Origin of the sequence: Modestobacter italicus, assembly GCF_000306785.1 — a bacterium.
In the GTDB taxonomy this organism is placed as follows: domain Bacteria; phylum Actinomycetota; class Actinomycetes; order Mycobacteriales; family Geodermatophilaceae; genus Modestobacter; species Modestobacter italicus.
In genome coordinates, this window is record NC_017955.1 from 1,246,214 (window position 1) to 1,269,319 (window position 23,106).

Here is a 23,106-nt window from a genome sequence, read left to right on the forward strand (position 1 = left end):
GGGCCGGTCAGGGCAGGTGGCCGTCCGGCGCCGTCGCGGGGCCCCGGGTGTGCGGCGGCCGGTGCCCGGCGACGTGGCCCGGGTGCAGGCCCGCGGCGTTGGCTGCCCGCTGCGCCGGGGTGATCCGCGGCAGCTCGCTGGTCAGCCAGCGCACCGGGCGGCGCTGCGCCGGGCGCCGGGCGGCCAGGAAGTCCAGCGCGATCGCCGCCGTCCAGGACTGGTCGCGGCTGCCCAGCGTCTCGCCGGTCATCGGCTGGTAGTACTCGGCGAAGTCGCAGTCGACGAGCTGGGACAACCCGGCCAGCCGCAGCTGGTTGGCCGCCTCCTGCTCACCGGACCGGTTCAGCGCCCAGGCCATCAGCCAGTTGAGCACCGGCCACTGCGGGCCGCGCCAGTACTTCTCCCCGCGGAACGCCGGCGAGGCCGGCGACACCGAGGGCACCACCGGCCAGCGCAGCCGCGAGTGCCCGCACCAGCGGGGGCCCAGCAGCAGGTCGCGCTGCCGCCGGGTCAGGGCGTCGTCCCCACCGCACAGCAGCGGGGCGAAGCCGGCCGCGCTCTCCACGTCCAGCCACCCGCCGGTGCGCAGGTCGAGGTCGCGGGCCAGCCCGGTGGCCGGGTCGACCGAGCGCAGCACCCCGGTGCGGAACCGGCGGGCGATGGCCCGCGACTGCTCCACCCCGCCGGCCGCGCCCTGGCCGATGCCCAGCTCCTCGCCCATGTCGGCGAGCAGGTCGCTGGCCGCGGCCAGCAGCGCCGACACCAGCACGTCGCCGACGACGAAGTCCCCGGTCGAGCGGTAGACGGCGTCGTCGTAGCGGGAGCGCACCTTCTGCTCGAGCAGCCAGAGGTAGCGGGCGTACTCGGCGTCGGTGGGCCGCTGCGAGGGGTCGGTGACGTGCGCCAGGTCGGCGCGGACGAACGGCGGCATGTCCGGCTGCGGGTGCACGTTGGCGTACGGGGCGTCCCAGCGCGGTGAGTCGTCCATGCCGGACTCCCAGCCGTGGTGGATCTCGACCAGGCCGTAGGAGTACGGGTCGCGGGCGGTCGCCAGGTAGGAGTGCCAGGCCAGCCACTGGTCGAAGGTCTCCCGCACGAAGTCCTCGGCCAGCTCCTGGTCCGCCCCGCCCCGGCGGCGGGCGTCGTGCAGGATCCGGGAGAGCGCGATGACGTGGATCGGCGGCTGGCAGATGCCCGAGGTGAGCACCCCGGCCGGGCGGGCGGCGGCGACCTGGGTGCGCCAGCGGTCGGGTCCGGGGAAGTAGTCGCTGGGCTGGTGGAACAGGATGTGCGGGATCATCCCGGTCGCCCACTGGCCCGACAGCAGGCTGCGCAGCTCGGCGAGCGCCCGCGGCACCGACACCGTGGCGATGCCGAGCGCCACGAAGCCGGCGTCCCAGCTCCACATGTGCGGGTAGAGGGTCGGTGAGGCCACGGTGAACGCGCCCCGGTCGTTGGCCCGGAGGACGTAGCCGGCCCGGCCGGACATCAGCCCGATCTCCACGGCGCTGGGTTGGGACACGGTCATCTGCGGGTCAGCTCCTCTCGCCGTCCCTGCATCCTCACCCCGCCGCCGGTGCTCCGGCGGGTAGTTCACCCAATCGTCACGGAGCGCTCGTTGACGCCACCTCGGCGCGCTCCTCGGAGCCCCGCCACCACGGCGCCTGGGCCAGCAGGTACAGCGCGACGCCGACCAGCAGCATCAGCCCGGCGCGCAGCCAGGTGGTGCCGTCCTGCTGCCACAGCAGCAGCAGGCAGGAGGCGATGGCCAGCACCGGCAGCACGACCGGTGCGGTGAAGTGCTCGGCCTCGACCCGGTCCCGGCGCAGCACGAGCACCGACACGTTCGTGCTCAGGAAGACCAGCAGGAGCAGCAGGACGACGATGTTGGCCAGCTCGCCGAGGTCCCCGACCAGGGTGAGCGCCATGGCGACGGCGGTGGTCAGCACGATCGCCACCCAGGGCGTGCGCCGGCCCGGCAGCACCGCGCCCAGCGCCGGGGGCAGCAGCCGCTGCCCGGCCAGGCCGAACACCATCCGGCTGGCCATGATCATGGTCAGCAGCGCGCCGTTGGCGACGGCGATCAGGGCGATGGCGCTGAACAGCCGGTCCGGGACGGCGATGCCGGTGGCCTGCACGACGGTGAGCAGCGGGCCGGTGGAGGAGGACAGCTCGCCGGCCGGCAGGACGATCGAGGCGACCAGCCCGACCAGCACGTAGACCACGCCGGCCGTCAGCAGCGCCCCGAACAGCGCCCGCGGGTAGACCCGGCGCACGTCGCGCACCTCCTCGGCGATGTTGGCCGAGGTCTCGAACCCGACGAAGGAGTAGTAGGCGAGCACCGCGGCGGCCAGCACCGCCGACCCGGCCGACACCCCGTCCGGGAACTCCACGACCCGGCTGACGTCGCCGTCGCCCCGGCCGAGCACGATCGCGCCGAGCACCACGACCAGCAGCAGCCCGGACACCTCGATCACGGTCATCACCACGTTGGCCCGCACCGACTCCTTGATCCCGCGGGCGTTGACCAGGGCCACCACCAGCAGGAAGACCAGGGCCGCCGGGACGGCGGGCACGTCGAGGAAGACCGACAGGTAGTCGCCGGCGAACGCCAGGGCCAGCCCGGCCGCGCTGGTGACGCCGGCGGCGAGCATGCAGAAGCCGACCAGGAAGGACACCACCGGCCGGCCGAAGGCGCGCTCGGCGAACACCGCCGACCCGCCCGCCCGCGGGTACTTGGTGACCAGCTCGGCGTAGGAGGCGGCGGTCAGCAGCGCCAGCAGCAGCGCGGCCAGCATGGGGACCCAGATCGCGCCGCCCACCTCGCCGGCGATCTCGCCGACCAGGGCGTAGATGCCGGCCCCCAGCACGTCGCCCAGCACGAAGACGTAGAGCAGCTTCCCGCTCACCGCCCGGCGCAGGGCGGTGTCCTCGGAGTCGGGCGGCGCGGGGGAGGGGACGTCGGACTTCTGCACCGGCCGAGTCTCGGTGGGCCGCCCGGCCAGGGCAAACCGGGGGACCCGCGGACTCAGTTCAGCTCGGGCGCCCGGTGGGCCTTGACGACGACGAGCACGTCGCCGCTCTGCAGGGTGCCGATCAGCGGGTCGTCGAAGCGCAGGTGGCGGCCGCCGCGCTCGACCGACAGCACGACGTCGCGCAGCTGCCGGGCACCCAGGCCGACCTCCGAGGGGGTGACCGTGCGCTGCTGCAGGTCCAGGCCCCGGCCGGCGGTCAGCAGGTCCTCCACGACGTGGACGACGCCGGGCTGGTCGGGGGAGAGCCCCAGCAGCCGCCCGGAGGTGGCCGAGGTGGTGATCACCGAGTCGGCGCCGGACTGGCGGAGCAGGCTGGCGTTCTCCTCCTCGCGGACGCTGGCGGTGATCGGCACGCTGGGGTTCAGCTGCCGCACGGTGAGCACGATGAGCACCGCGGCGTCGTCGCGGTTGGCGGCCACGACGACGGCGCGGGCCTTCTCCACCGACGTCCGGCGCAGCACCTCCATCCGGCCGGCGTCGCCGAGCACGCCGGTGAGCCCGGCGGAGGTCGCCTCCTCGATCGCCCGGGGATCGGGATCGACCACCACGATGTGCGCGGCGTCGGTGCCGGTGCTCAGCAGTGCCCGGATGGCGCTGCGGCCCTTGGTGCCGTAACCGCACACGACGACGTGCTGGCGCACGCGAGACCTCCAGCGTCGGACCCGGAACTCCTCCCGCGAGCGCGCGGTGAGCGCCTCGAGGGTGGTGCCGATGAGGATGAGCAGGAACGCGATCCGCATGGGCGTGATCACGAGGATGTTGACCAGCCGGGCGCCCGGGGTGACCGGGGTGATGTCGCCGTAGCCGGTCGTGGAGAGCGTGACGGTGGCGTAGTAGGTGGCGTCCAGGACGCTGATCTCGCCGCCGTTGTTGTCCCGGTACCCGTCCCGGTCGAGGTAGACGATCAGCACGGTCAGCACCAGCACGACCGAGGCGATGACCACCCGCCGCCAGACCTGGCGGGCGGGGGACTCCTCGGAGTGGGCGAGGTGCACCCCGCTGTGGTCGTCGCTCAGCATCCCGGCCCCGCTCCCGTCACCGGCGCGACACTAGCGAGCGCCGGGCCCCGGGTGCGGTCACCGCGCGCGGACCAGCAGCGGCTGGGCCACCTCGCCGAGGGTGCCGCCGGGGTCGGACAGCACCCCGGAGCACAGCCCCAGCCCGTCCTCGGCCAGCTGCGTGCGGCAGTCCAGGTGCACCCACTCGCCGACCGGTTCGCGCAGCAGCGTGGTCGCCATCCCCGGCGGGATGGACAGCCAGCGGTCCAGCGGCAGCTCGGCCGACAGCCCGTTGGCCGCGTCGGCGGCGACCAGCGTCCGCGCCAGCGGGGTGATCGGCTGGCCGGCCACCAGCGGGAGGCGCACCCGGGTCCACACCGCCGCCGGCCCGGGGGAGTCGGCGGTGCCGGCGGTGTACCGCCAGTCCAGCGCCCGCCCGTAACCCCAGTCGGCCAGGTGCGGCAGGAACACCGAGTCCCGGTCGGGCAGCGGCGGCGGGAGGACGGCGGGCGTGCGGGCCGGCGGGGTGGGGCCGGTGGCCAGGTACCAGACCCGGGCCACGGCGACGGCGCGCCCGTCTACGGTCATCCGCGCCTCGGTGAGCGAGATCCGCCGTCCCGGCCGGAGCACCTGGACCTCCACGGTCAGCTCCCGGCGCGGGATGGCGCCGAGGAAGTCCACCGACACCCGGGCGGCCCGCTGGCCGGGCTCCGCGGTGGCGCCGGCCAGGTGCGCCAGCAGCGCCGACGGCGGGCCGCCGTGCTGGGACTGCGCGTCCCACGGGCTCTCGGTGGCCCGGGTCGGGGCGAACCTGCCTTCGCCCAGCGGCAGGTAGAAGGCCTCGGCGATCTCGGTCACGGCGTCCTCCTCGGTCGGTCGGTGGTGTCCACGGCGGCCAGCACGCGCTCGAGCAGGGCGTGCAGCGTGCCGGCCTCCTCCGCGGTGAGCCCCATCGCCTCGGGGCGGCCGAGCTCGGCGAGCACCGGACCGGCGGCGGCCAGCGCCTGCCGTCCGGCCGGGGTCAGCCGGACGTCGATGCGCTGACCGCGCCGCGCGCCGGACGGCCGCTCGACCCACCCGGCGTCGGCCAGGCCGTGCAGCAGGCTGCTCATGCTCTGCGGCGTCATCGCCAGCCGCCGGGCCAGTTCGGCCGAGGTCAGCGCGGGTTCGCGGGCGAGGTGCACCAGCACGGAGAAGGTGTGCGGCCGCAGCCCGACGGCGGCCAGCCGGCGGGCGAAGGCGGCGTTCATCGCCGCACCGGCCCGGGCCAGCGTGTAGGCGGGGATGCCCTCGGGTCCGGCCGCGACCCAGCCGGGCACCGCCGGCTCGGGGTCGCATCCACCCGCTGGTCGCTCCACGAAGGGACACCGTAGGTTGTTCCACGAGCATCAGTCTCCTGATGCTCGCTCGCGAGGGGGAGACGATGGGCCGGCTGACCGACTGGGTGCTCGCGCACCGACGCCTGGTGGTGCTGGCCTGGCTGGCCGTGGCGCTCACCGGCGGGGCGCTCGCCCCGACGACGATCGACCGGCTCGGCTTCGACTTCTCCACCCCGGGGCAGCCCGCCTACGAGGCGAACGAGGCGATCACCGGCCAGTTCGGCAACGGCGGGGCCAACGACCCGCTGCTGGTCACCGTCGCCCTGCCCGAGGGCAGCACCGTCGAGGGGGCCCGGCCGGAGCTGACCGCCGCGTTCGACCGGCTCCGCCAGCCGGGCTGGCGGGTGGCCACGCCGTTCGACGGGACGCCGGGTACCGAGGCGCTCGGCGCGGGCGAGGACCGCAGCGCCGTGGCACTGGTCTGGCCGCCGGCGGTCGAGGGCCCGGCGCCCTACGCCGCCGCGCTGCCCCAGCTGGAGGGCGCGCTGTCCGGCGTCACCGTGGCCGGGGTGGCCCCGGTGGTCACCGGGACGACGGTGCTCGCCGAGGGCGGCGGCGACGAGCGGCCGATCATCGTCGAGATCGCCTTCGGCGCCGGCGGGGCGGTGATCGTCCTGGTGCTGGTGTTCGGCTCGCTGCTCGCGCTGGTGCCGCTGCTGGTCGCCGCCGTCGCGATCACCACCACGTTCCTGCTGGTGCTCGGGCTCACCGCGCTCACCGACGTCAGCTTCATCGTGCAGTACCTGGTCGGGCTGATCGGGCTGGGCGTGGCGATCGACTACTCGCTGCTGGTGGTGATGCGCTGGCGGGAGGAGCGCGCCGCGGGCGCCGACGACCGCACCGCCGTCCGGACGGCGATGACCACGGCCGGCCGCGCGGTGGTGTTCAGCGGCGTCACGGTCGCCGTCTCGCTGCTGTCGCTGGTGGTGCTGCCGCTGCCGTTCCTGCGCACGGTCGGGTTCGGCGGGCTGCTCATCCCGCTGGTCAGCGTGCTGGTCGCGCTCACCCTGCTGCCGGTGGTGCTGTTCTCGGCCGGCCGCCGGCTGGAGTGGCCGCGGCGCCGGCCGCCGAGCGCGGAGAGCCGCACCTGGCACCGGATCGGGTCGACCGTCGTCCGGCACCGCTGGGTCTCCGCGCTGCTGGCCACCGTCGTGCTGCTGGTGCTCGCCCTGCCGGTGCTCGGCATCCGGCTGGGCAGCCCGGAGGTGTCGGCCACCGCCACCGGGTCGACCCCGGCCGCGGCCGCGTTCCGGCAGCTCACCGCCGACGGGCTGCCCGCCGGGGTGGCCCGCCCGGTCGAGGTGCTCACCGCCGACCGGGAGGGTGCGGTGCAGGAGCTCTCCGAGGTCGACGGCGTCGCCGGCGTGCTGGCGCCGGCGGGGGAGACCTGGGAGACCGGCGGCACCGGCCTGGTCGACGTCGTGCTCGCCGACGACCCGTCGTCCACCGCCGGCCGGGACGCGCTGACCGCCGTCCGCGACGCCGCCGCCGGCCTGGACGGCGCCCGGGTGGGCGGCACCGCGGCCGGGGACGCCGACTCGGTGCGGGCGATCTACGGCAACGCCTGGTGGGTGCTGCCGCTGGTCTGCCTGATCACCTTCGCGCTGCTGGCCCGGGCACTGCACTCGGTCTGGCTGCCGGTCAAGGCGCTGCTGCTCAACGTCCTCTCGATCGCCGCCGCCTACGGCATCACGGTGTGGATCTGGCAGCAGGGGCACCTGACCGAGGCGCTGTTCGGCGCGACGGCGACCGGCACGATCACCTTCTGGGTGCCGGTCGCGGCCTTCTCGTTCCTGTTCGGGCTGTCGATGGACTACGAGGTGTTCATCCTCAGCCGGATCCGCGAGGGCCACGACGCGGGGATGGGCACCGACGCGGCCACCGTGCACGGCGTGGCGTACACCGGCCGGCTGGTCACCTCGGCGGCGCTGATCCTCTTCCTCGCCTTCGTCGCGCTGTCGACGGTGCCGGTGGTCGACGTGAAGATCTTCGCCACCACCCTGGCCATCGGCATCCTGCTGGACGCCACCGTGGTGCGCGGGGTGCTCACCCCCGCGCTGGTGGCGGCGTTGGGCCGGGTCAACTGGTGGTGGCCCGCCCGGCTCGCTCGCGGGCGCTGAGCTCGCGCTTGAGCACCTTGCCGGCCGGGGACACCGGCAGCGCGTCGACGAAGACGACGTCGCGCAGCCGCTTGTACGGGGTCACCTGGTCGTTGATCGCGGCCAGCACGCTGTCCGCGGTCAGCGCGGCACCGGCGTCGTCACCCCGGCGCACGACGTAGGCCACCGGCAGCTCGCCGGCCTCCGGGTCGGGGCGGCCGACGACCGCGGCGGCAGCGACGCCCGGCAGGGCGAACAGCAGCTCCTCCAGCTCGCGGGGGAACACGTTGTAGCCCTTGTAGAGCAGCATGTCCTTGGTCCGGTCGACGATCGACAGGAAGCCGTCGGCGTCCAGCACCCCGACGTCGCCGCTGTGGAACCAGCCGTCGGCGTCGATCGCCTCCGCGGTCGCGTCCGGCCGGCCGGCGTAGCCGCGCATCACCTGCGGGCCGCGGATGCACACCTCGCCGCGCTCGCCCACCGGCAGCGGGTCGCCGCCGCCGAGCGGCCGGATGCTGATCTCGGTGTCCGGCAGCGGGACGCCGACCGTGCCGGCCTTGCGCAGGCCGCTGGTGTGCGAGGGGTTGCCGGTGGCCTGCATCGTCACCTCGGTCAGGCCGTACCCCTCGGCGATCACCACGCCGGGCACCAGCGCCCGCATCCGCTCGATCAGCGGCACCGGCAGCGGGGCCGCGCCGCTGGAGAAGCTGCGCACGCTGGACAGGTCGGCGTCGGCGATGCCGGGCACCTGCAGCAGCGCGACGAACACCGGCGGGGCGCCGCCGATGCCGGTCACCCGGTACCGGACGGCGTCCTCGACGTAGCGCACCGGGTCGAAGCGGTCGTGCACGACGACGGTGGAGCCGGCCATGACCTGGCCGTTGAGGTAGCCGATGACGCCCATGGCGTGGAACCACGGGGTCAGGTTGATCAGCCGCGCGGTGCCCAGCCGGGTCGGGTGCTCCGCCTCGCTGCCCACCTGGTCCAGCGTCACGTCGCCCTCGGCGTCGAGCGCCGGCACCGAGCCGCTGCTGAAGCACGCCGACTGCAGCACGTTGGTGACCACCGCCCGGTGCGGCAGCTCGACGCCCTTGCTCACCCCGGTGGTGCCGCCGGTGTAGGCCAGGTGCGCCAGGTCGGTGACCGGGTCGAGCGCGGCGTCGCGGTGCGCGTCGGCCGGGTCGGCGAGCAGCAGGTCGCCCAGGGACACCTCGCCGGGGAGGCCGGCCAGCTCCACCGGCGCCTGCGGGTCGGGCACCTGCTGCGGCCCGGTGACGACGACGGTCCGCACGCCGGTGCCCTCCAGCGCGGCCCGCACCACCGGCAGCACCGGCTCCCAGGTGACCAGCGCGCGGGCGCCGGTGTCGGCGAGCTGGTGCGCCAGCCCGGCCGGTGGCAGCAGCGGGTTGGTGGGGGAGAAGACCGCGCCGGCCAGCAGGACGCCGTAGTAGACCGCCGGGTACTGCAGGCAGTTGGGCAGGTGCACCGCGACGACGTCGCCCCGGCCGACGCCCCGCTCGGCGAGCCCGGCGGCGACCGCGTGCGCGCGGCGGCCCAGCTCGGTGAAGGACAGCTCCACGTCGTGGTGCACGAACGCCGTCCGGTCGCCCCAGCGGCGCACCGCGGCCCGCAGCACCGAGCCGACCGGCACCGGCGGGTAGTGCAGCGAGCGGGGGAGCCCGGGCGGCCAGCTCGTCGGTGCCGTCGTCTGCTCTGTCGCGGTCATCGGTGCCCCTCGATCCGGCGTCGTCGTCGGCCCTCAGAGTGGCCCACGTCACCCCCTGCGTCGACACCGACCCCGTGCGTCAGGATGGCGCGATGAGCGAGCAGCGCACGGCCCTGGTCCTGGGTGGCGGCGGCATCACCGGCATCGCCTGGGAGATCGGCGTCCTGGCCGGGCTGGCCGAGGCCGGGGTCGACCTGGGCACCGCCGACCTGGTGGTCGGCACCTCGGCCGGCTCGGTCGTCGGCGCCCAGCTGCGCAGCGGGGTGGACCTGCCCGCGCTCTACGAGCGGCAGGTCGAGCCGGCCGGCGCCGAGCGGGTGGCCCGGCTCGGCCGCAGCACCCTCGCCCGGTACGGCGTGGCGATGCTGCTGGCCCGCCGCGACGACGCCGCCTTCCGCCGCCGGGTCGGCGCGGTCGCCCGCTCCGCCGCCGACAGCGGGCGCACGCCGACCGAGGCCGAGCGCCGGGACGCGATCGCCTCCCGGCTGCCGGACCCGGGGTGGCCGGACCGGCCGCTGGTGGTCACCGCGGTCGACGCCGAGAGCGGGGAGTTCACCACCTTCACCCGGGAGTCCGGCGTGGAGCTGGTGGCCGCGGTCGGTGCCAGCTGCGCCGTCCCCGGCGTGTACCCACCGGTCACCATCGCCGGGCGCCGCTACATGGACGGCGGGATGCGGTCCCCGGCCAACGCCGACCTGGCCGCCGCCTACGACCGGATCGTGGTGATCGCGCCGCTGCCGCGCGGGGTCGGCCCGCTGACCAGCGTCGACGCGCAGGTGACCGGGCTGGTCAGCCGGGTGGCGGTGGTCAGCCCGGACCAGGCCAGCCTGTCCGCGATCGGGAAGAACGTGCTGGACCCGGCGGCGCGCGAGCCCTCCGCCCGGGCCGGCCGGGCCCAGGCGGCCGCCGTGACCGCCCGGGTCGCCGAGGTCTGGCAGGGCTGAGCGGAGTGCCAGGGCGCGGAAGGTGATGCCCTGGCACTCCACACGAGGAGAGGACGGGCGATGACAGGACCGGTGCTGACCGAGGTGGCCGACGGGGTCGGGGTGCTGACCCTCAACCGGCCGGAGGCGAAGAACGCCGTCGACCTGGCGACCACCGAGGCGCTGGCCGCCGCGCTGGACGAGTTCGACGCGCGCGACGACGTCGCCGTCCTGGTGCTCACCGGCGCCGGGGGCACGTTCTGCGCCGGGATGGACCTCAAGGCCTTCGCCCGCGGCGAGCGGCCGCGGATCGAGGGCCGCGGGTTCGCCGGGCTCACCGAGGCGCCGCCGGCCAAGCCGCTGATCGCCGCCGTCGAGGGCTGGGCGCTGGCCGGCGGCTGCGAGCTGGCGCTGTCCGCCGACCTGGTCGTCGCCGCCCGGGACGCCCGGTTCGGCATCCCGGAGGTCAAGCGCGGCCTGTTCGCCGCCGGCGGCGGGGTGCTACGGCTGGCCAAGGCGCTGCCCTACCAGCGCGCGATGGAGATGGCGCTCACCGGCGACCCGCTGCCGGCCGAGGAGGCGCACCGGTTCGGCCTGGTCAACGTGCTCACCGAGCCCGGCGGCGCGCTGGCCGGCGCCCGGGAGCTGGCCGCCCGGATCACCGTGAACGGGCCGCTGGCGGTGCGGGCCAGCAAGCAGCTCGTCGCCGGGTCGGTCGGCTGGACCGACCGCGCGGCCCTCGACGCGCAGCAGGAGCTCGCCGACCGCGTCTTCGCCTCCGCCGACGCCCTCGAGGGTGCCCGGGCCTTCGCCGAGAAGCGCGCCCCGGTCTGGCGCGGCGTCTGACCTCCGCCGAGTGGCAGCTCAGCGTGGTGCCCGGCGCCCGGCGACCACGCTGAGCTGTCACCCGGCGAGCGCGGCGGCGATCCGGGCGAGCAGTCCGGCCGGCGCGCGCAGGTCGGCGGCGGTCACGAAGAGCACCCGCCAGCCGGCTGCCTGCAGCGCCTCGATCCGCCGGCGGTCCTCCGGGATGCGCGTGGTGTGCCAGGCGCCCTCGTACTCGAGCGCCACCCGCCGCTCCGGCCAGGCGAAGTCCAGCCGGGCGACGAACCGCCCGTCCCGCCGGACCCGGTGCTGGGCCACCGGGCGCGGCAGGGCCGATCGGTGCAGCAGCAGCCGCAGCCGGGTCTCCTGGGGTGACGCGGCCAGCCCGTCGGCGAGGGCGGCGGCCTGTCGCGCGCGGCGGCAGCCGCGCCCGGTGAGCTCGGCCGCCTCCATCCGCAGCGTGGTCAGCGTGCTCAGCTTGGCCGCCACGAAGCGGTCCAGAAGGACGACGCCGTCGTCGAGGGGGAGCCGGGCGGCCAGCTCGACCGCCGTCGTCCCGGGTGCGGTGGCCCGCACGCCGTCGACGGGCCGGACGCAGCGATCGGGCAGTGCCCGTCGACGCACCACCAGTCCGGGCGCCGCACCTCGCGGGGTCCCGGGGGCGACGGTCACCTCCACGTCGTCGGCCGGGCCGGCCAGGTCGTCGAGCCCCCAGAGCACGGCCGCGCTGCCCCCGGAGACCACCGCGTGCGGCAGCAGCAGCCGGGCCGCGGCGCGGGTGCGCAGCGCGTGCGTGACCTCGAGGCGCGAATCGGCGTAGACGTCGGGGAACAGCCGCTCCCAGCCGGGGCCGCGCAGCTGGTTCGCGGTCAGCCAGCCCCGGCGGACGGCGGTGCTGCCGCGGAACACCCGGCCGCAGAGCTGCTCGGGACGACGGACCGGGGGCACCGCGACACCCTGGCGGATCCGGCGCCGGTGCCGCCGCCGTCGTCCACAGGGGCGTCGAGTGGCAGCTGGGCGTGGTCGAGAGGACCCGGCGACCACGCTGAGCTGCCACTCGACGGCGCGCAGACGGCGGCCGCCCTGGGCGCGGGGGTGGACGCCGCGGATGCACAGCCCGCGCCCAGCTGTTGCTCAGCCGACTGCGCAGGGTCACCGACCCGCGAGGACGGGTCGGCGTTCACCAGGTGTTCGGACGCCGGCCGTCCTCGGGGCCGCCTCGGGGGGTTGAGATCTGCTCGGGCCGACGGCGAGGGTCGTCGTCCGGGCCCGTGGGGGAACCGTGCACACCGTCCTCCGGCCGCGCGCGGCCGCCACCGTCCTGGTCCTGCTGCTGTCGCTGCTCGTGCCGGGGTCGCTGGTCGCGACCGCCTCGGCGTCCACCGGGTCCGGTGGGCAGGACGAGGAGCGGCTGCTGGTGATCGGCCACCGGGGGGCCTCCGGCTACCGCCCCGAGCACACCCTTGCCTCCTACGCGCTGGCCGCGCGGATGGGCGCGGACTACATCGAGTGCGACGTGGTGAGCACCTCCGACGGCGAGCTGGTGTGCCGGCACGAGAACGAGATCTCCGGGACGACCGACGTCGCCGACCACCCGGAGTTCGCCGACCGGCGGACCACCAAGACCGTGGACGGCGTCGAGCTGACCGGCTGGTTCACCGAGGACTTCACGCTCGCCGAGCTGGAGACGCTGCGCGCGGTCGAGCGGCTGCCCGAGATCAGGCAGGAGAACACCCTCTACGACGGGTTGTTCAAGGTCCCCACGGTCGACGAGTACCTGGAGCTCCGGGCGCAGCTCAGCGAGGAGCTGGACCGGGAGGTCGGGGCCTACATCGAGACCAAGCACCCCACCTACTTCGCCTCCGTGGGCCTGCCGCTCGAGGGGGCGCTGCTGACCGACCTGCGGGAGGCCGGCCTGACCCGCCGCGGCGACCCGGTGTTCCTGCAGTCGTTCGAGACGACGAACCTGCGGGTGCTGGACGCCGCCGGGGTCCAGCTGCCGCTGGTCCAGCTGCTCGGCGCCACCGGTGCGCCGGCCGACCTGGTCGCCGCCGGTGATCCGCGCACCTACGCCGACCTGTCCACCGCGGCCGGGCTGGCCTGGGTGGCCGGCTACGCCGACGGCGTCGGCCCGGACAAGACCCAGGTGATCCCCACCGCCCCCGACGGGACGCTGGGGGAGCCGACGTCCTTCGTGCCGGACGCGCACGCGGTCGGGCTGCTCGTGCACCCCTACACGTTCCGCAACGAGAACACCTTCCTCCCGCCGGCGCTGCAGCGCGGGACCGACCCGGCCGACTACGGCGACGCGATCACCGAGCAGCTGCGCTTCTGGGAGGCCGGCGTCGACGGGCTGTTCACCGACAACCCGGACACCGGGGTGCTCACCCGCGACCTGTTCCTGACCGACGACGCGGACGTCGCCGCCTGACCCAACCCGGCCCTCCGCCCCGGGGCGGGCGGGGGGTCAGCCGGCGTCGGCGAGGTGCTGCAGCAGGGTCTCGCCGATGTCCCGCATCGCCGTGACCTGCGCCGGGCTCAGCTGGTCGAACAGGTGGGTGCGGACGCTCTGCACGTGCACCGGCGCGGCCGCCTCGAGCGCGGCGAAGCCCTCGTCGGTGAGGACGGCGAGCTGGCCGCGGCCGTCCTCGGCGCAGACCTGGCGACGCACCCAGCCGCGTTCCTCCAGCCGGGACACCGCGTGCGAGAGCCGGCTGCGGGAGGACAGGCACCGGTCGGCGAGCTCGCTCATCCGCAGCGAGCGACCCTCGGTCTCCGACAGCTGGACCAGGATCTCGTAGTAGGCGTGCGAGATGCCGGTCTCCCGGGTCAGCTCGCGGTCCAGCCGGTCGTCCAGGAGCATCCAGCTGTACATGGCAGCGCGCCAGGCGCGCTGCTCCTCGGCGTCCAGCCACCGGGTCGGCCCGTCGTGCGCTCCCGACGAGGACCGCGGGGCGGCGCCACCCAGGGGTCCGGGACACGCGTCACTGCTCATGTCGGCGAGGGTACTAGCGGAATACTCAAGCCTTCAACTACGCTACGGCCCAGCGAAGCAGTCAAACGCTCAACCAGATGGAGGGTCACCATGACCAGCACCACCACCCAGATCCCCGGCTACGTCGTCGGCACGTGGGACATCGACGCCTCGCACTCGACCGTGGGCTTCTCGGTCCGGCACATGATGGTCAGCAAGGTCCGCGGCTACTTCCGCGAGTTCTCCGGCGAGATCGTCACCGCCGCCGACCCGGCGCAGTCGACCGTGCACGCCACCATCGACATGGACTCGATCGACACCCGGCAGGAGCAGCGGGACGCGCACATCAAGTCCGCTGACTTCTTCGACGTCGGCAACCACACCGTCATGGAGTTCCGCTCGACCGCCGTGCGCACCCACGGCGAGGACTGGGTCGTCGAGGGCAACCTGACGATCAAGGGCATCACCAAGCCCGTCACCCTGGCCCTGGAGCTCAACGGCTTCGGTCCGGACGCCTACGGCGGCACGCGCGCCGGCTTCTCCGGCAAGACCGACATCTCCCGCAAGGAGTTCGGCGTGGACATCGACATGCCGATGGACGGCGGCGGCGTCGTCGTCGGCGACAAGATCTCCGTCGAGCTCGAGATCGAGGCCGTGCTCCGCGCCGCCTAGTCACCCCCGCTCCGCCCCAGCAGAGCCCCCGCCCGATCAGGGCGGGGGCTCTGCTGCGTCAGCGCGGGGGGAGCCGCTGGTGGCCGGTCTGCCGCCGGCCCTCGGCGAGCAGGGCGGCGAAGCGGTCGGCCGGCAGCGGTGGGGCGAGGTGGTGCCCCTGCCCGTACTCGCAGCCCACGGCGCGCACCCGGGCCAGCTGCTCCGGCGTCTCGATGCCCTCGGCGAGCACCCGCATGTCCAGGGCCCTCCCGAGCGCGGTGACCGCGGCGAGCACGGCGTCCGGCGTGGCCGAGCGCGCCGGCAGCGGCCCGGCCACCAGGGTGCGGTCGACCTTCAGCACGTCGGCCGGCAGCGAGGCCACCGACGACAGCGAGCTGTAGCCGCTGCCGAAGTCGTCGATCGCCAGCCGCACCCCCTGCGAGCGGAGCGCCGCGAACTGCTCCGCGGCGCGGTCGGAGTCCCGGGCGAGCGCGGTCTCGGTCAGCTCCAGCACCAGCCGCCGGGGCGGGACGCCGGTGCGCGCGACCGCCCCCAGGACGTCGTCGACGAGCGTGCCGGTCGACAGGTGCACCGCGCTGACGTTCACCGCGACGACCAGGTCCAGGCCCGCCTCGGCCCACGTCACCGCCTGGGTGAGCGTGGTCTCCAGCAGCCACCGGGTGACCGGCACGATCAGCCCGTCCTCCTCGGCGATCGGGATGAAGTCCTCGGGCCCGACCAGCCCCCGCTGCGGGTGCTGCCACCGCAGCAGCGCCTCGCACCCCCGGACGTCGCCGGTGGCCAGGTGCACCACCGGCTGCCAGTGCACCACCAGCTGGTCCAGCGCGGCGGCGTCGCGCAACCGGCTGGTGATCTGCCACCGGTCCTGCAGCGTCGTGCGCAGGGCCGGGGTGAAGACCAGGTGCTGGTTGCGCCCCTTGGCCTTCGCCGCGTACATCGCCGCGTCGGCGTCGCGGAGCAGCTCGTCGGGGCGGGTGGGCGCGGGGTCGGAGGTGGCGATGCCGATGCTGACCGTCAGCGGCAGCCGGGTGCCGGCCACCTCGAACGGGTCGTCGAAGACCGACCGGAACCGGCGGGCCAGCGCCTCGCCGCCGGAGGCGTCGCAGTCCCGGGCGACGACGACGAACTCGTCCCCGCCGAGCCGGCCGACCACGTCGGTGGGCCGGGTGCGGTGCGACAGCCGGGCGGCGAGCTCGCGCAGCAGCAGGTCACCCGCGGCGTGCCCCAGGGAGTCGTTGACCTGCTTGAAGCCGTCGACGTCCATGTAGAGCACGGTCACCCGGCCGCCCTCGTCGTCGGCCAGCGCGCCGGCGATCGCCTCGTCCAGGGCCGCGCGGTTGGGCAGGGCGGTGAGGTGGTCGTGCCGGGCCTGCCAGGCCGCCCGCTGCTCGGCGGTGACCCGGTCGGTGATGTCGGTGTGGGTGACCACGACGCGCGGCCCGTCGTCGACCGGGAACACCTGCAGGTGCCACCAGGTCGTCTCCCGGGCCCGGTCGCCGGCCGGGGTGGCGGCGTAGTCCAGCGAGTACGACGGCGCCTGCCGGGCGAGCACCTGCTCCAGCCCCTCCACGGCGGCCCGGAAGTACGGGTCGCCGTTGGCGGCGGCGACCCGGCAGGCGTCGAGGTAGTTCGCGCCGGCCCGGCTGGCCACCGGCCGTCCGGCGGCCGCGGTGCCGGCCGCCCAGGCCGCGTTGGTGGTGAGGATGGTGCCGTCGCCGTCGAGGATGGCGGTGCGGGAGGGCAGCGCGTTGAGCACCGCGCGGATCAGCGAGGACTCCGCGGCCCGCTCCTCGTCCAGGGTGCGCCGCTCGTGCACGTCGCGGAAGAAGACGACGAGGTCGTCGAGCACCGGGTAGCTGCGGACCTCGAACCACCGGTCGAGGAAGTCGTAGAAGAACTCCAGGTGCTGGGTCTCCCGGGTGGACCGCGCCGCCTCGAGCGACCGCTGCAGCGCGCTCCCCGGCAGGTCGGAGAACTCCGCCCAGATCACCCGGCCCACCAGTTCGGTCGCCGGCCGCTCGAGGAGCCGCTCGGCGGCGGCGTTGAGCCAGGTGAACCGGTCGCCGGGGTCGAGGACGTAGACCGCCTCGCTGATCGAGCCAAGCGCGTCGGTCACCCGCGCGCGCCACGCCCCGTCGGCCACCCAGGGCGGCCGGTCGTCGGGCTGGGTCATCGGCCTCCACCCTCGGCAGTGCAGGAGCCCGGAACGGTACCGCCCGGCGACCGGGGCAGCGGGCGGACGACCACACCGGGGCAGTTCCCAGCCAGTTCCCAGGTCATGCCCGGGAACCGTGCCAGCCCGCCGGACGACTGTGTCGGCGTGAGCACCTCCCGGCCCTGGGCCGCGACCGCCGCGCGGCTGCTGCTCGGCGTGGTCCTCGTGGTCGCCGGGGCGCTGAAGATGCCCGACCCGGCCGCCGCCGAGCGCGCCGTCCGGGCCTACCGGCTGCTGCCCGAGGCGCTGGTCGGCCCGGTCGCCTTCGGTCTGCCGGTCGTGGAGATCGCCGTCGGGCTCGCCCTGCTGGTCGGGGTGCGCGTGCGGGCCGCCGCGCTGGCCTACGCGGCGCTGATGGCCGTCTTCCTCGCCGCGGTCGGCTCGGCCTGGGCGCGCGGGCTGCAGATCGACTGCGGCTGCTTCGGTGGCGGCGGGCAGGTGGCCGCCGGGCAGACGGCGTACCCCGGCGAGGTGGCCCGCGACGTCGGGCTGCTGTTCGTCTCGCTGGCGCTGGCCCGCTGGCCGGCGTCCCGGCTGGCCCTCGGTGGTCAGAGAGAAGAGGAGCTGGCCGGTGTCCGGTGAGTCCAAGCGCGAGGCGGCCCGGCAGCGCATCGCCGCCAAGCGGGCCGCCGAGGCGGCTGCCGCGGCCGCTGCGGCGCGTCGTCGGCGCACCGTGGTCGGCTCGGTGGTCGCGGCGGTCGTGCTGGTCGCCGTCCTGGTGGCCGTGGTCGTCGTGCAGACGCACCGGACGTCGACCTCGGCCGACGCGGCCGCACCGGCGAACACCAGCGGCAACGGCTACGTGTTCACCGTCGGCCAGGCCGACGCCCCGGTCACCGTGGACCTCTACGAGGACTTCCAGTGCCCGAACTGCAAGGCGCTCGAGGACTCCACCGGCAGCACGATCGACGACCTGGTGACCGCGGGCACCGCCCAGGTCCGCTACCACGGCATGGCGTTCCTGGACACCGACGCCAACGACGACTACTCGACCCGCGCGCTCAACGCCGCCGCGGTCGTCGCCGACACCGCCGGCACCGATGCCTACCAGCGCTTCCACGACCTGCTCTTCGCCGACCAGCCGGCCGAGGGCGGCAGCGGGCTGACCGACGACCAGCTGGTCGGCTACGCCCAGCAGGCTGGCGCCACCGACGCGAGCGTCGCGGTCGACGTCCGCGACCTGGTCTACGGGGAGTGGGTGAAGGGCGCCGAGGACCAGGCCAGCAAGGACGGCGTCACCGGCACCCCGACGGTCCTGGTCGACGGCGAGAAGCTCACCGACCTCTCGCCGTCCGGCCTGACCGCCGCCGTCACCGCCGCGCAGCAGTAGGACACTGGCAGCATGTCGACCTCCACCCTGGCCCGCGTGCAGACCCGCTTCCCGTCGGCGGCGGCCGTCGCCGTCGGGCTGGCCGCCGGCTTCGGCATCGCGCAGGGCACCGGGGTCCGGGCGCTGGGCGGCGTCGTCTTCGCCGCGGGCGGGCTCGCGGCCGGCTGGCTCTGGTACCACCGTCGCGGCGCGGCCGTGGCCGCCGGGCTGGGCGTGGCCTACGTCGCCGCGTTCGTGGGGGCGCACGTGCTGGCCCTCGGCGTCGGCTGGCCCGCCTGGCTCGCCGTCGGGGTGGTCACCGCGGCCGCCTCGGCGCTCGCCTGGGCGGTCGCCGACCGGCCGGCGTCCGTGGGTTGAGTGGGGGACCGGTCACAACCGGGCTGGGGACGGGCCGCCGTCCCGTACCCTGGGTGGGAAGGTCTCGGCCCGCGCGGTCGTTGACCCAGTGTCGCGCGCCGCAGCGCGCAGACCCCCACGCGATCTCCTGAGGTGCCTCTCCGCATGCCCACCCGCAACGACCTGCGCAACGTGGCGATCATCGCCCACGTCGACCACGGCAAGACGACTCTCGTCGACGCCCTGCTCCGGCAGGCCGGTGCCCTGGGCCGCGCCAAGGGCGAGGGAACCGACAACGACTCCACGCAGGACCGGGTCATGGACTCCATGGACCTGGAGCGCGAGCGCGGGATCACCATCCTCGCCAAGAACACCGCGATCCACCTGCACGACGACGACGGCAACCCGGTCATCGTCAACATCGTCGACACCCCCGGCCACGCCGACTTCGGCGGCGAGGTGGAGCGCGCGCTGAGCATGGTCGACGGCGTCGTCCTGCTCGTCGACGCCTCCGAGGGCCCGCTGCCGCAGACCCGCTTCGTGCTGCGCAAGGCGCTGGCCAAGGGGATGCCGGTCATCCTCGCGGTCAACAAGACCGACCGGCACGACGCGCGCATCGAGGAGGTCGTCGACGAGACCTACGAGCTCTTCCTCGAGCTGCTCGAGGACGCCGGCCTGCCCGCGGAGACCCTCGAGTTCCCGATCGTCTACTGCAACGGCCGCACCGGCCAGGCGTCGCTGAACAAGCCGGAGAACGGCACCGTCCCGGACAGCCCGGACCTCGGCCCGCTGGTCAAGACGCTGCTGGACACCGTCCCGGCGCCGGAGTACGACGCCGAGGAGCCGCTGCGCGCGCAGGTCACCAACCTCGACGCCTCGCCGTTCCTCGGTCGCCTCGCGCTGCTGCGCATCCACTCCGGTGAGATGAAGCGCGGCCAGCAGGTCGCCTGGTGCAAGGCCGACGGCACGATCACCCGGACGAAGATCACCGAGCTGCTGGTCACCGAGGGCCTCACCCGCACCCCGGCCGACAGCGCCGGCCCCGGCGACCTGATCGCCATCGCCGGCATCGAGGACATCATGATCGGCGACACCCTCGCCGACCCGAACGACCCGCGCCCGCTGCCGGCGATCACCGTCGACGAGCCGTCGATCTCGATCACCATCGGCATCAACACCAGCCCGATCTCGGGCAAGTCGGGCAAGAAGCTCACCGCCCGGCTGATCAAGAACCGGCTCGACCAGGAGCTCGTCGGCAACGTCTCGGTGCGCATGCTGCCCACCGAGCGCCCCGACACCTGGGAGATGCAGGGCCGTGGCGAGCTGGCGCTGGCCATCCTCGTCGAGCAGCTCCGCCGCGAGGAGTTCGAGCTCACCGTCGGCCGCCCGACGGTGGTCACCAAGGAGATCGACGGCAAGCTGCACGAGCCGGTCGAGCGGGTCACCATCGACACCCCGGGGGAGTACGTCGGCACGCTGACCCAGGCGCTGGCCACCCGGCGCGGGCGGATCGAGAACCTGGTGCACCACGACACCGGCTGGGCGCGGATGGAGTACATCGTCCCGTCCCGCGGCCTGATCGGGTTCCGCACCGAGTTCCTCACCGAGACCCGCGGCACCGGCGTGCTGAACCACAACCTCGAGGGCTACGAGCCGTGGCTGGGTGACATGCGCGCCCGCCCGACCGGCTCGCTGGTGGCCGACCGCTCCGGCGTGGCGACCACGTACTCGATGTTCTCGCTGCAGGAGCGCGGCCAGATGATGGTCGAGCCGGGCACCGAGGTCTACGAGGGCATGATCGTCGGTGAGAACTCCCGTCCGGACGACATGGACGTGAACATCACCAAGGAGAAGAAGCTCACCAACATGCGCAAGTCCACCTCCGAGGAGCTGGAGCGGCTCATCCCGCCGCGGATCCTCAACCTGGAGCAGGCGCTGGAGTTCTGCGCCGAGGACGAGTGCGTCGAGGTCACCCCCGGCTTCGTCCGGGTGCGCAAGGTCGAGCTGGACCAGACCGTCCGCGGCCGGGCCAAGAACCGCAAGCCCAAGCCGTGACGATCGACCGCTGACGGGAACGCCGTCGTCCCCTCGGGGACGGCGGCGTTCGTCGTCTCCGGGGTGTCGGACGGCGGCGCGCGGGCCGGAGCTGCCGAGCCGGGTGGTGCTGCTGTGGCGAGAGTCGTCGGCTGATCACCTCCGGTGATGACAGGCCGGTCCTGTCGGACACCCGCTCCGGCGTCCCTCGTGGCGTGCCGGGGTGTCGCGGTGCCGGTCGTACCTTCCGGTCGCGAGAGGTGTGCGCGGCTCGGGGAGGCCGGACGCCACCTGGGGGATGAGTGCGAGAGGTGGTCGGACGGTCGATGACGGTCCAGCGGGCAGCGGGTTTCCGGAACGGGATCGACGTGCGGGTGCGGCTGCGCCGTGAGGGGGCGGCCGGTGACGCCGCCGTCGACGGGGCCTGGTGGCCGCGCAGCCGGGACCTGGGTGCCGAGCTCCCCGAGCTGATCGCCGCCCTGGCCATGCTCGACGTCCGGGTCGAGCGGTTCACCTACCCGGTCGAGGCCTGGGAGCACCCGGTGCAGCGCAAGGTCACCGTCTCCGGGCGGACCGTGCGCACCGGCGCCTTCCGCAGCATGGACCCGCAGCTGGTCTCGCTCACCGTGGACGGCGACCGGCGCCTCGACCTGGTCGTGGTCCCGCCGGAGGCCGATGCGCTGACCGGCGTGCGCGCGCTGCGGCTGGCCGGGCTCCGGGAGGACTCCGGCAGCCCGCAGCGGGTGCTCGCCGCCGCCGGCTCCCGCCCGCGCCCCGAGGTCGTCCCCCTCCGCGGCGTGCGCGCGGGATGAAGGACCCTCCTGCCCCCCACCCCTCGCAGGCTCGGGGCGGGACCCTGCAGGAGGGCCGTTCCAGCACGTCACGTGGTACGCCGGGAGCGAACCGGGTGGACGGCGGCGGGCGGCTGCGCTGAGGTCGGCCCATGCGACTCCTCGTCCTCGGCGGCACGCACTTCCTCGGCCGGCACGTCGTCACCGCCGCGCTCGAGCGGGGGCACGAGGTCGCCACCTTCACCCGCGGGGTCTCCGGCGCCCCGCCGGACGGGGTCCGCGCCCTGCACGGTGACCGCGACGACCCGGCCGCGCTGCCCGCGGCGCTCGACGGCTGGGCACCCGAGCTCGTCGTCGACACCTCCTGCCAGACCCGCGCCGCTGCCGGGAACGCCGCGACCGCGCTGGCCGACGTCGCCGGGTACGCGTTCGTCAGCAGCCTCAACGCCTACCGCAGCTGGCCGCCCGGGCCGATCGGCGAGGAGCGCGACGAGCCCACCTGGGACACCCCGGACGACGAGTACGGCCCGAACAAGGCGCACGCCGAGCGGGTGCTGGGCGCGGCGCTGGGCGACCGCTTCCTCACCGCCCGCGCCGGGCTGATCGTCGGCCCGCACGACCCGCTGTACCGGCTGGGTTGGTGGCTGGACCGGATCGCCGCCGGGGGCCGGGTCGTCGTCCCGGCGAGCACCGACCAGCCGATCGCCCTGGTCGACGCCCGGGACCTGGCCGGCTGGCTGGTCGAGATGGCCGAGCGCGGGGTGTCCGGCGCGGTCAACACCACCGGACCGGTCGGGATGACGACGTTCGGCGGGCTGCTGGACACCTGCCGCGAGGTGACCGGCAGCGACGCGGAGTGGGTGCCCGTCCCCGACGCCGACCTGCTGGCCGCCGGCGTCGAGGAGTGGGTGCACCTGCCGATGTGGCTGGCGCCGGAGACGGCCCGCACCGCCTGGCAGGTCGACACCACCCGCGCCCGGGAGCTCGGCCTGCCCTCCCGGCCGGTGCGGGACTCGGTGGCCGACACCTGGGCCTGGATGCGGACCGCCGACCGGCCGCAGCCGCCGGCCGGGCGCGAGCTGCCCGGCCTGCCGCCGGAGTTGGAGGCCGGGCTGCTCGCCGGCCGCTGATCAGCCGCGCCGGCGGGCCCGGACCACCTCGTCGGCGTGGTGGTGGCCGCCGTCCGCGCCCGGCCGCGGCCGCTGGAGCGCCACCAGCACCTCCCAGTCGCCGGGGTCCAGGTCGGCCGCCACCTCGGCGGCGGTGGCGAAGCGGTCGGCGCCCCACAGCGCGGCGCGCTCCTCGTCGTGGGGGTGGCCCACCCACAGCAGCGTCCCGCCGGGCACGACCGCGGCAGCCAGGCGCGGCACCAGCGCGTGCCGCTGCTCGGCCGTCGGGTGCAGGAAGTGGGCGGTGACCAGGTCGAACGCCGCGACCGGCGGCTGCCAGCTGTCGGTGTCCCCGCGGACCCAGGTCACCCGGTCGGTGACCCCGGCCGCGGCCGCGTGCTCCGCGGCCCGGGCCAGTGCGACCTCCGACCAGTCCAGGCCGGTGACCTGCCAGCCCTGGCCGACCAGCCACAGGGCGTCGCCGCCCTCGCCGCAGCCGACGTCCAGCGCGCGGCCGGGCGTGAGGCCGGTGACCTCGGTGACCAGCGGGGGGTTGACCCGCCCGCTCCACAGCGCCGGGGCGTCGCGGTAGCGCTCCTCCCAGGAGGCGTGGTCGTGGCCGGTCGACGCCGGCGTGTGCTCGTGCTGGTGGTCCTGCAC

At 75.1% G+C, this 23,106-nt stretch carries 21 protein-coding genes; 11 read left to right on the plus strand and 10 right to left on the minus strand.

What is annotated here, in order from left to right; genetic code table 11:
• Nucleotides 1-7: 7 nt before the first annotated feature.
• The 5 genes from ggh to MODMU_RS06065 form a co-directional block, all read right to left on the minus strand.
• The gene (ggh, locus tag MODMU_RS06045; RefSeq protein ID WP_014739310.1) at nt 8-1,528 is read right to left on the minus strand and encodes a glucosylglycerate hydrolase; all 1,521 of its coding nucleotides are present in this window, start codon (nt 1,526-1,528) and stop codon (nt 8-10) included.
• Nucleotides 1,529-1,604: 76 nt separating this feature from the next.
• Nucleotides 1,605-2,975 (minus strand): APC family permease, encoded by a 1,371-nt coding sequence (locus MODMU_RS06050; protein ID WP_014739311.1) that lies wholly within the window; start codon nt 2,973-2,975, stop codon nt 1,605-1,607.
• A 53-nt stretch (nt 2,976-3,028) separates the two neighbouring features.
• Entirely contained in the window at nt 3,029-4,054 is a 1,026-nt protein-coding gene (locus MODMU_RS06055) for a potassium channel family protein (RefSeq protein WP_014739312.1), read from the minus strand.
• A gap of 57 nt (nt 4,055-4,111) precedes the next feature.
• The gene (locus tag MODMU_RS06060; RefSeq protein ID WP_014739313.1) at nt 4,112-4,891 is read right to left on the minus strand and encodes a thioesterase family protein; all 780 of its coding nucleotides are present in this window, start codon (nt 4,889-4,891) and stop codon (nt 4,112-4,114) included.
• On the minus strand, nt 4,888-5,391 hold the full coding sequence (locus MODMU_RS06065) for a MarR family winged helix-turn-helix transcriptional regulator (protein ID WP_166503413.1): 504 nt from the start codon (nt 5,389-5,391) through the stop codon (nt 4,888-4,890). Before MODMU_RS06065 ends, MODMU_RS06060 begins: the two co-directional genes overlap by 4 nt.
• 41 nt (nt 5,392-5,432) lie before the next feature.
• Between MODMU_RS06065 and MODMU_RS06070 the strand changes: the two genes are divergently transcribed.
• Complete coding sequence (locus MODMU_RS06070) at nt 5,433-7,532, plus strand: MMPL family transporter (RefSeq protein ID WP_197537390.1); 2,100 nt, start codon at nt 5,433-5,435, stop codon at nt 7,530-7,532.
• Here the strand turns inward: MODMU_RS06070 and MODMU_RS06075 are convergent.
• Complete coding sequence (locus MODMU_RS06075; RefSeq protein ID WP_014739316.1) at nt 7,492-9,237, minus strand: class I adenylate-forming enzyme family protein; 1,746 nt, start codon at nt 9,235-9,237, stop codon at nt 7,492-7,494. The two genes, MODMU_RS06070 and MODMU_RS06075, sit on opposite strands and share 41 nt — an antisense overlap.
• Nucleotides 9,238-9,329: 92 nt before the next feature.
• Between MODMU_RS06075 and MODMU_RS06080 the strand changes: the two genes are divergently transcribed.
• Both MODMU_RS06080 and MODMU_RS06085 read left to right on the plus strand, forming a co-directional pair.
• On the plus strand, nt 9,330-10,181 hold the full coding sequence (locus tag MODMU_RS06080; protein WP_014739317.1) for a patatin-like phospholipase family protein: 852 nt from the start codon (nt 9,330-9,332) through the stop codon (nt 10,179-10,181).
• Between the two features lie 60 nt (nt 10,182-10,241).
• Nucleotides 10,242-11,006: a crotonase/enoyl-CoA hydratase family protein gene (locus MODMU_RS06085; protein WP_014739318.1), complete on the plus strand. Its 765-nt coding sequence runs from the start codon at nt 10,242-10,244 to the stop codon at nt 11,004-11,006.
• A gap of 57 nt (nt 11,007-11,063) precedes the next feature.
• Here the strand turns inward: MODMU_RS06085 and MODMU_RS06090 are convergent, their stop codons facing one another.
• Nucleotides 11,064-11,933, minus strand: a complete 870-nt coding sequence (locus MODMU_RS06090) for an endonuclease domain-containing protein (protein WP_041795001.1) — start codon at nt 11,931-11,933, stop codon at nt 11,064-11,066.
• Between the two features lie 334 nt (nt 11,934-12,267).
• Here MODMU_RS06090 and MODMU_RS06095 point away from each other — a divergent pair, with 334 nt between their 5' ends.
• Nucleotides 12,268-13,416 (plus strand): glycerophosphodiester phosphodiesterase, encoded by a 1,149-nt coding sequence (locus MODMU_RS06095; RefSeq protein ID WP_014739320.1) that lies wholly within the window; start codon nt 12,268-12,270, stop codon nt 13,414-13,416.
• Nucleotides 13,417-13,452: 36 nt separating this feature from the next.
• On the opposite strand, the gene MODMU_RS06100 is transcribed toward MODMU_RS06095, so the two are convergent.
• Nucleotides 13,453-13,980, minus strand: coding sequence for a MarR family winged helix-turn-helix transcriptional regulator (locus MODMU_RS06100; protein WP_166503414.1), 528 nt, complete (start codon nt 13,978-13,980; stop codon nt 13,453-13,455).
• 90 nt (nt 13,981-14,070) lie between these two features.
• Here MODMU_RS06100 and MODMU_RS06105 point away from each other — a divergent pair, with 90 nt between their 5' ends.
• Nucleotides 14,071-14,631 carry a YceI family protein gene (locus MODMU_RS06105; RefSeq protein ID WP_014739322.1) on the plus strand — a complete coding sequence of 187 codons (561 nt, stop codon included), beginning with the start codon at nt 14,071-14,073 and terminating at the stop codon, nt 14,629-14,631.
• 58 nt (nt 14,632-14,689) lie between these two features.
• On the opposite strand, the gene MODMU_RS06110 is transcribed toward MODMU_RS06105, so the two are convergent.
• Nucleotides 14,690-16,804 (minus strand): putative bifunctional diguanylate cyclase/phosphodiesterase, encoded by a 2,115-nt coding sequence (locus MODMU_RS06110; protein WP_014739323.1) that lies wholly within the window; start codon nt 16,802-16,804, stop codon nt 14,690-14,692.
• 147 nt (nt 16,805-16,951) lie between these two features.
• Between MODMU_RS06110 and MODMU_RS06115 the strand changes: the two genes are divergently transcribed.
• From MODMU_RS06115 to MODMU_RS06140, 6 genes are all read left to right on the plus strand, one after another.
• Nucleotides 16,952-17,428, plus strand: coding sequence for a MauE/DoxX family redox-associated membrane protein (locus MODMU_RS06115; protein ID WP_014739324.1), 477 nt, complete (start codon nt 16,952-16,954; stop codon nt 17,426-17,428).
• Nucleotides 17,418-18,176, plus strand: a complete 759-nt coding sequence (locus MODMU_RS06120) for a DsbA family protein (RefSeq protein ID WP_014739325.1) — start codon at nt 17,418-17,420, stop codon at nt 18,174-18,176. Before MODMU_RS06115 ends, MODMU_RS06120 begins: the two co-directional genes overlap by 11 nt.
• Nucleotides 18,177-18,188: 12 nt before the next feature.
• The gene (locus MODMU_RS06125) at nt 18,189-18,533 is read left to right on the plus strand and encodes a hypothetical protein (RefSeq protein WP_014739326.1); all 345 of its coding nucleotides are present in this window, start codon (nt 18,189-18,191) and stop codon (nt 18,531-18,533) included.
• A 144-nt stretch (nt 18,534-18,677) separates the two neighbouring features.
• Entirely contained in the window at nt 18,678-20,567 is a 1,890-nt protein-coding gene (gene typA / locus MODMU_RS06130; protein WP_014739327.1) for a translational GTPase TypA, read from the plus strand.
• Nucleotides 20,568-20,872: 305 nt separating this feature from the next.
• Entirely contained in the window at nt 20,873-21,358 is a 486-nt protein-coding gene (locus tag MODMU_RS06135) for a DUF5994 family protein (RefSeq protein ID WP_041796055.1), read from the plus strand.
• A gap of 131 nt (nt 21,359-21,489) precedes the next feature.
• Nucleotides 21,490-22,467 (plus strand): NAD-dependent epimerase/dehydratase family protein, encoded by a 978-nt coding sequence (locus MODMU_RS06140; protein WP_014739329.1) that lies wholly within the window; start codon nt 21,490-21,492, stop codon nt 22,465-22,467.
• Here MODMU_RS06140 and MODMU_RS06145 read toward each other — a convergent pair whose 3' ends face one another.
• On the minus strand, nt 22,468-23,106 hold the full coding sequence (locus MODMU_RS06145) for a class I SAM-dependent methyltransferase (protein WP_014739330.1): 639 nt from the start codon (nt 23,104-23,106) through the stop codon (nt 22,468-22,470).

Bases quoted from the DNA above. Each gene is read 5' to 3' on its own strand.
- MODMU_RS06055 (WP_014739312.1), bottom strand. From the start codon at position 4,054: ATGCTGAGCGACGACCACAGCGGGGTGCACCTCGCCCACTCCGAGGAG.
- MODMU_RS06075 (WP_014739316.1), bottom strand. From the start codon at position 9,237: ATGACCGCGACAGAGCAGACGACGGCACCGACGAGCTGGCCGCCCGGG.
- typA (WP_014739327.1), top strand. From the start codon at position 18,678: ATGCCCACCCGCAACGACCTGCGCAACGTGGCGATCATCGCCCACGTC.
- MODMU_RS06100 (WP_166503414.1), bottom strand. From the start codon at position 13,980: ATGAGCAGTGACGCGTGTCCCGGACCCCTGGGTGGCGCCGCCCCGCGG.
- MODMU_RS06135 (WP_041796055.1), top strand. From the start codon at position 20,873: ATGACGGTCCAGCGGGCAGCGGGTTTCCGGAACGGGATCGACGTGCGG.
- MODMU_RS06125 (WP_014739326.1), top strand. From the start codon at position 18,189: ATGTCGACCTCCACCCTGGCCCGCGTGCAGACCCGCTTCCCGTCGGCG.
- MODMU_RS06085 (WP_014739318.1), top strand. From the start codon at position 10,242: ATGACAGGACCGGTGCTGACCGAGGTGGCCGACGGGGTCGGGGTGCTG.
- MODMU_RS06110 (WP_014739323.1), bottom strand. From the start codon at position 16,804: ATGACCCAGCCCGACGACCGGCCGCCCTGGGTGGCCGACGGGGCGTGG.
- MODMU_RS06080 (WP_014739317.1), top strand. From the start codon at position 9,330: ATGAGCGAGCAGCGCACGGCCCTGGTCCTGGGTGGCGGCGGCATCACC.
- ggh (WP_014739310.1), bottom strand. From the start codon at position 1,528: ATGACCGTGTCCCAACCCAGCGCCGTGGAGATCGGGCTGATGTCCGGC.
- MODMU_RS06105 (WP_014739322.1), top strand. From the start codon at position 14,071: ATGACCAGCACCACCACCCAGATCCCCGGCTACGTCGTCGGCACGTGG.
- MODMU_RS06140 (WP_014739329.1), top strand. From the start codon at position 21,490: ATGCGACTCCTCGTCCTCGGCGGCACGCACTTCCTCGGCCGGCACGTC.
- MODMU_RS06070 (WP_197537390.1), top strand. From the start codon at position 5,433: ATGCTCGCTCGCGAGGGGGAGACGATGGGCCGGCTGACCGACTGGGTG.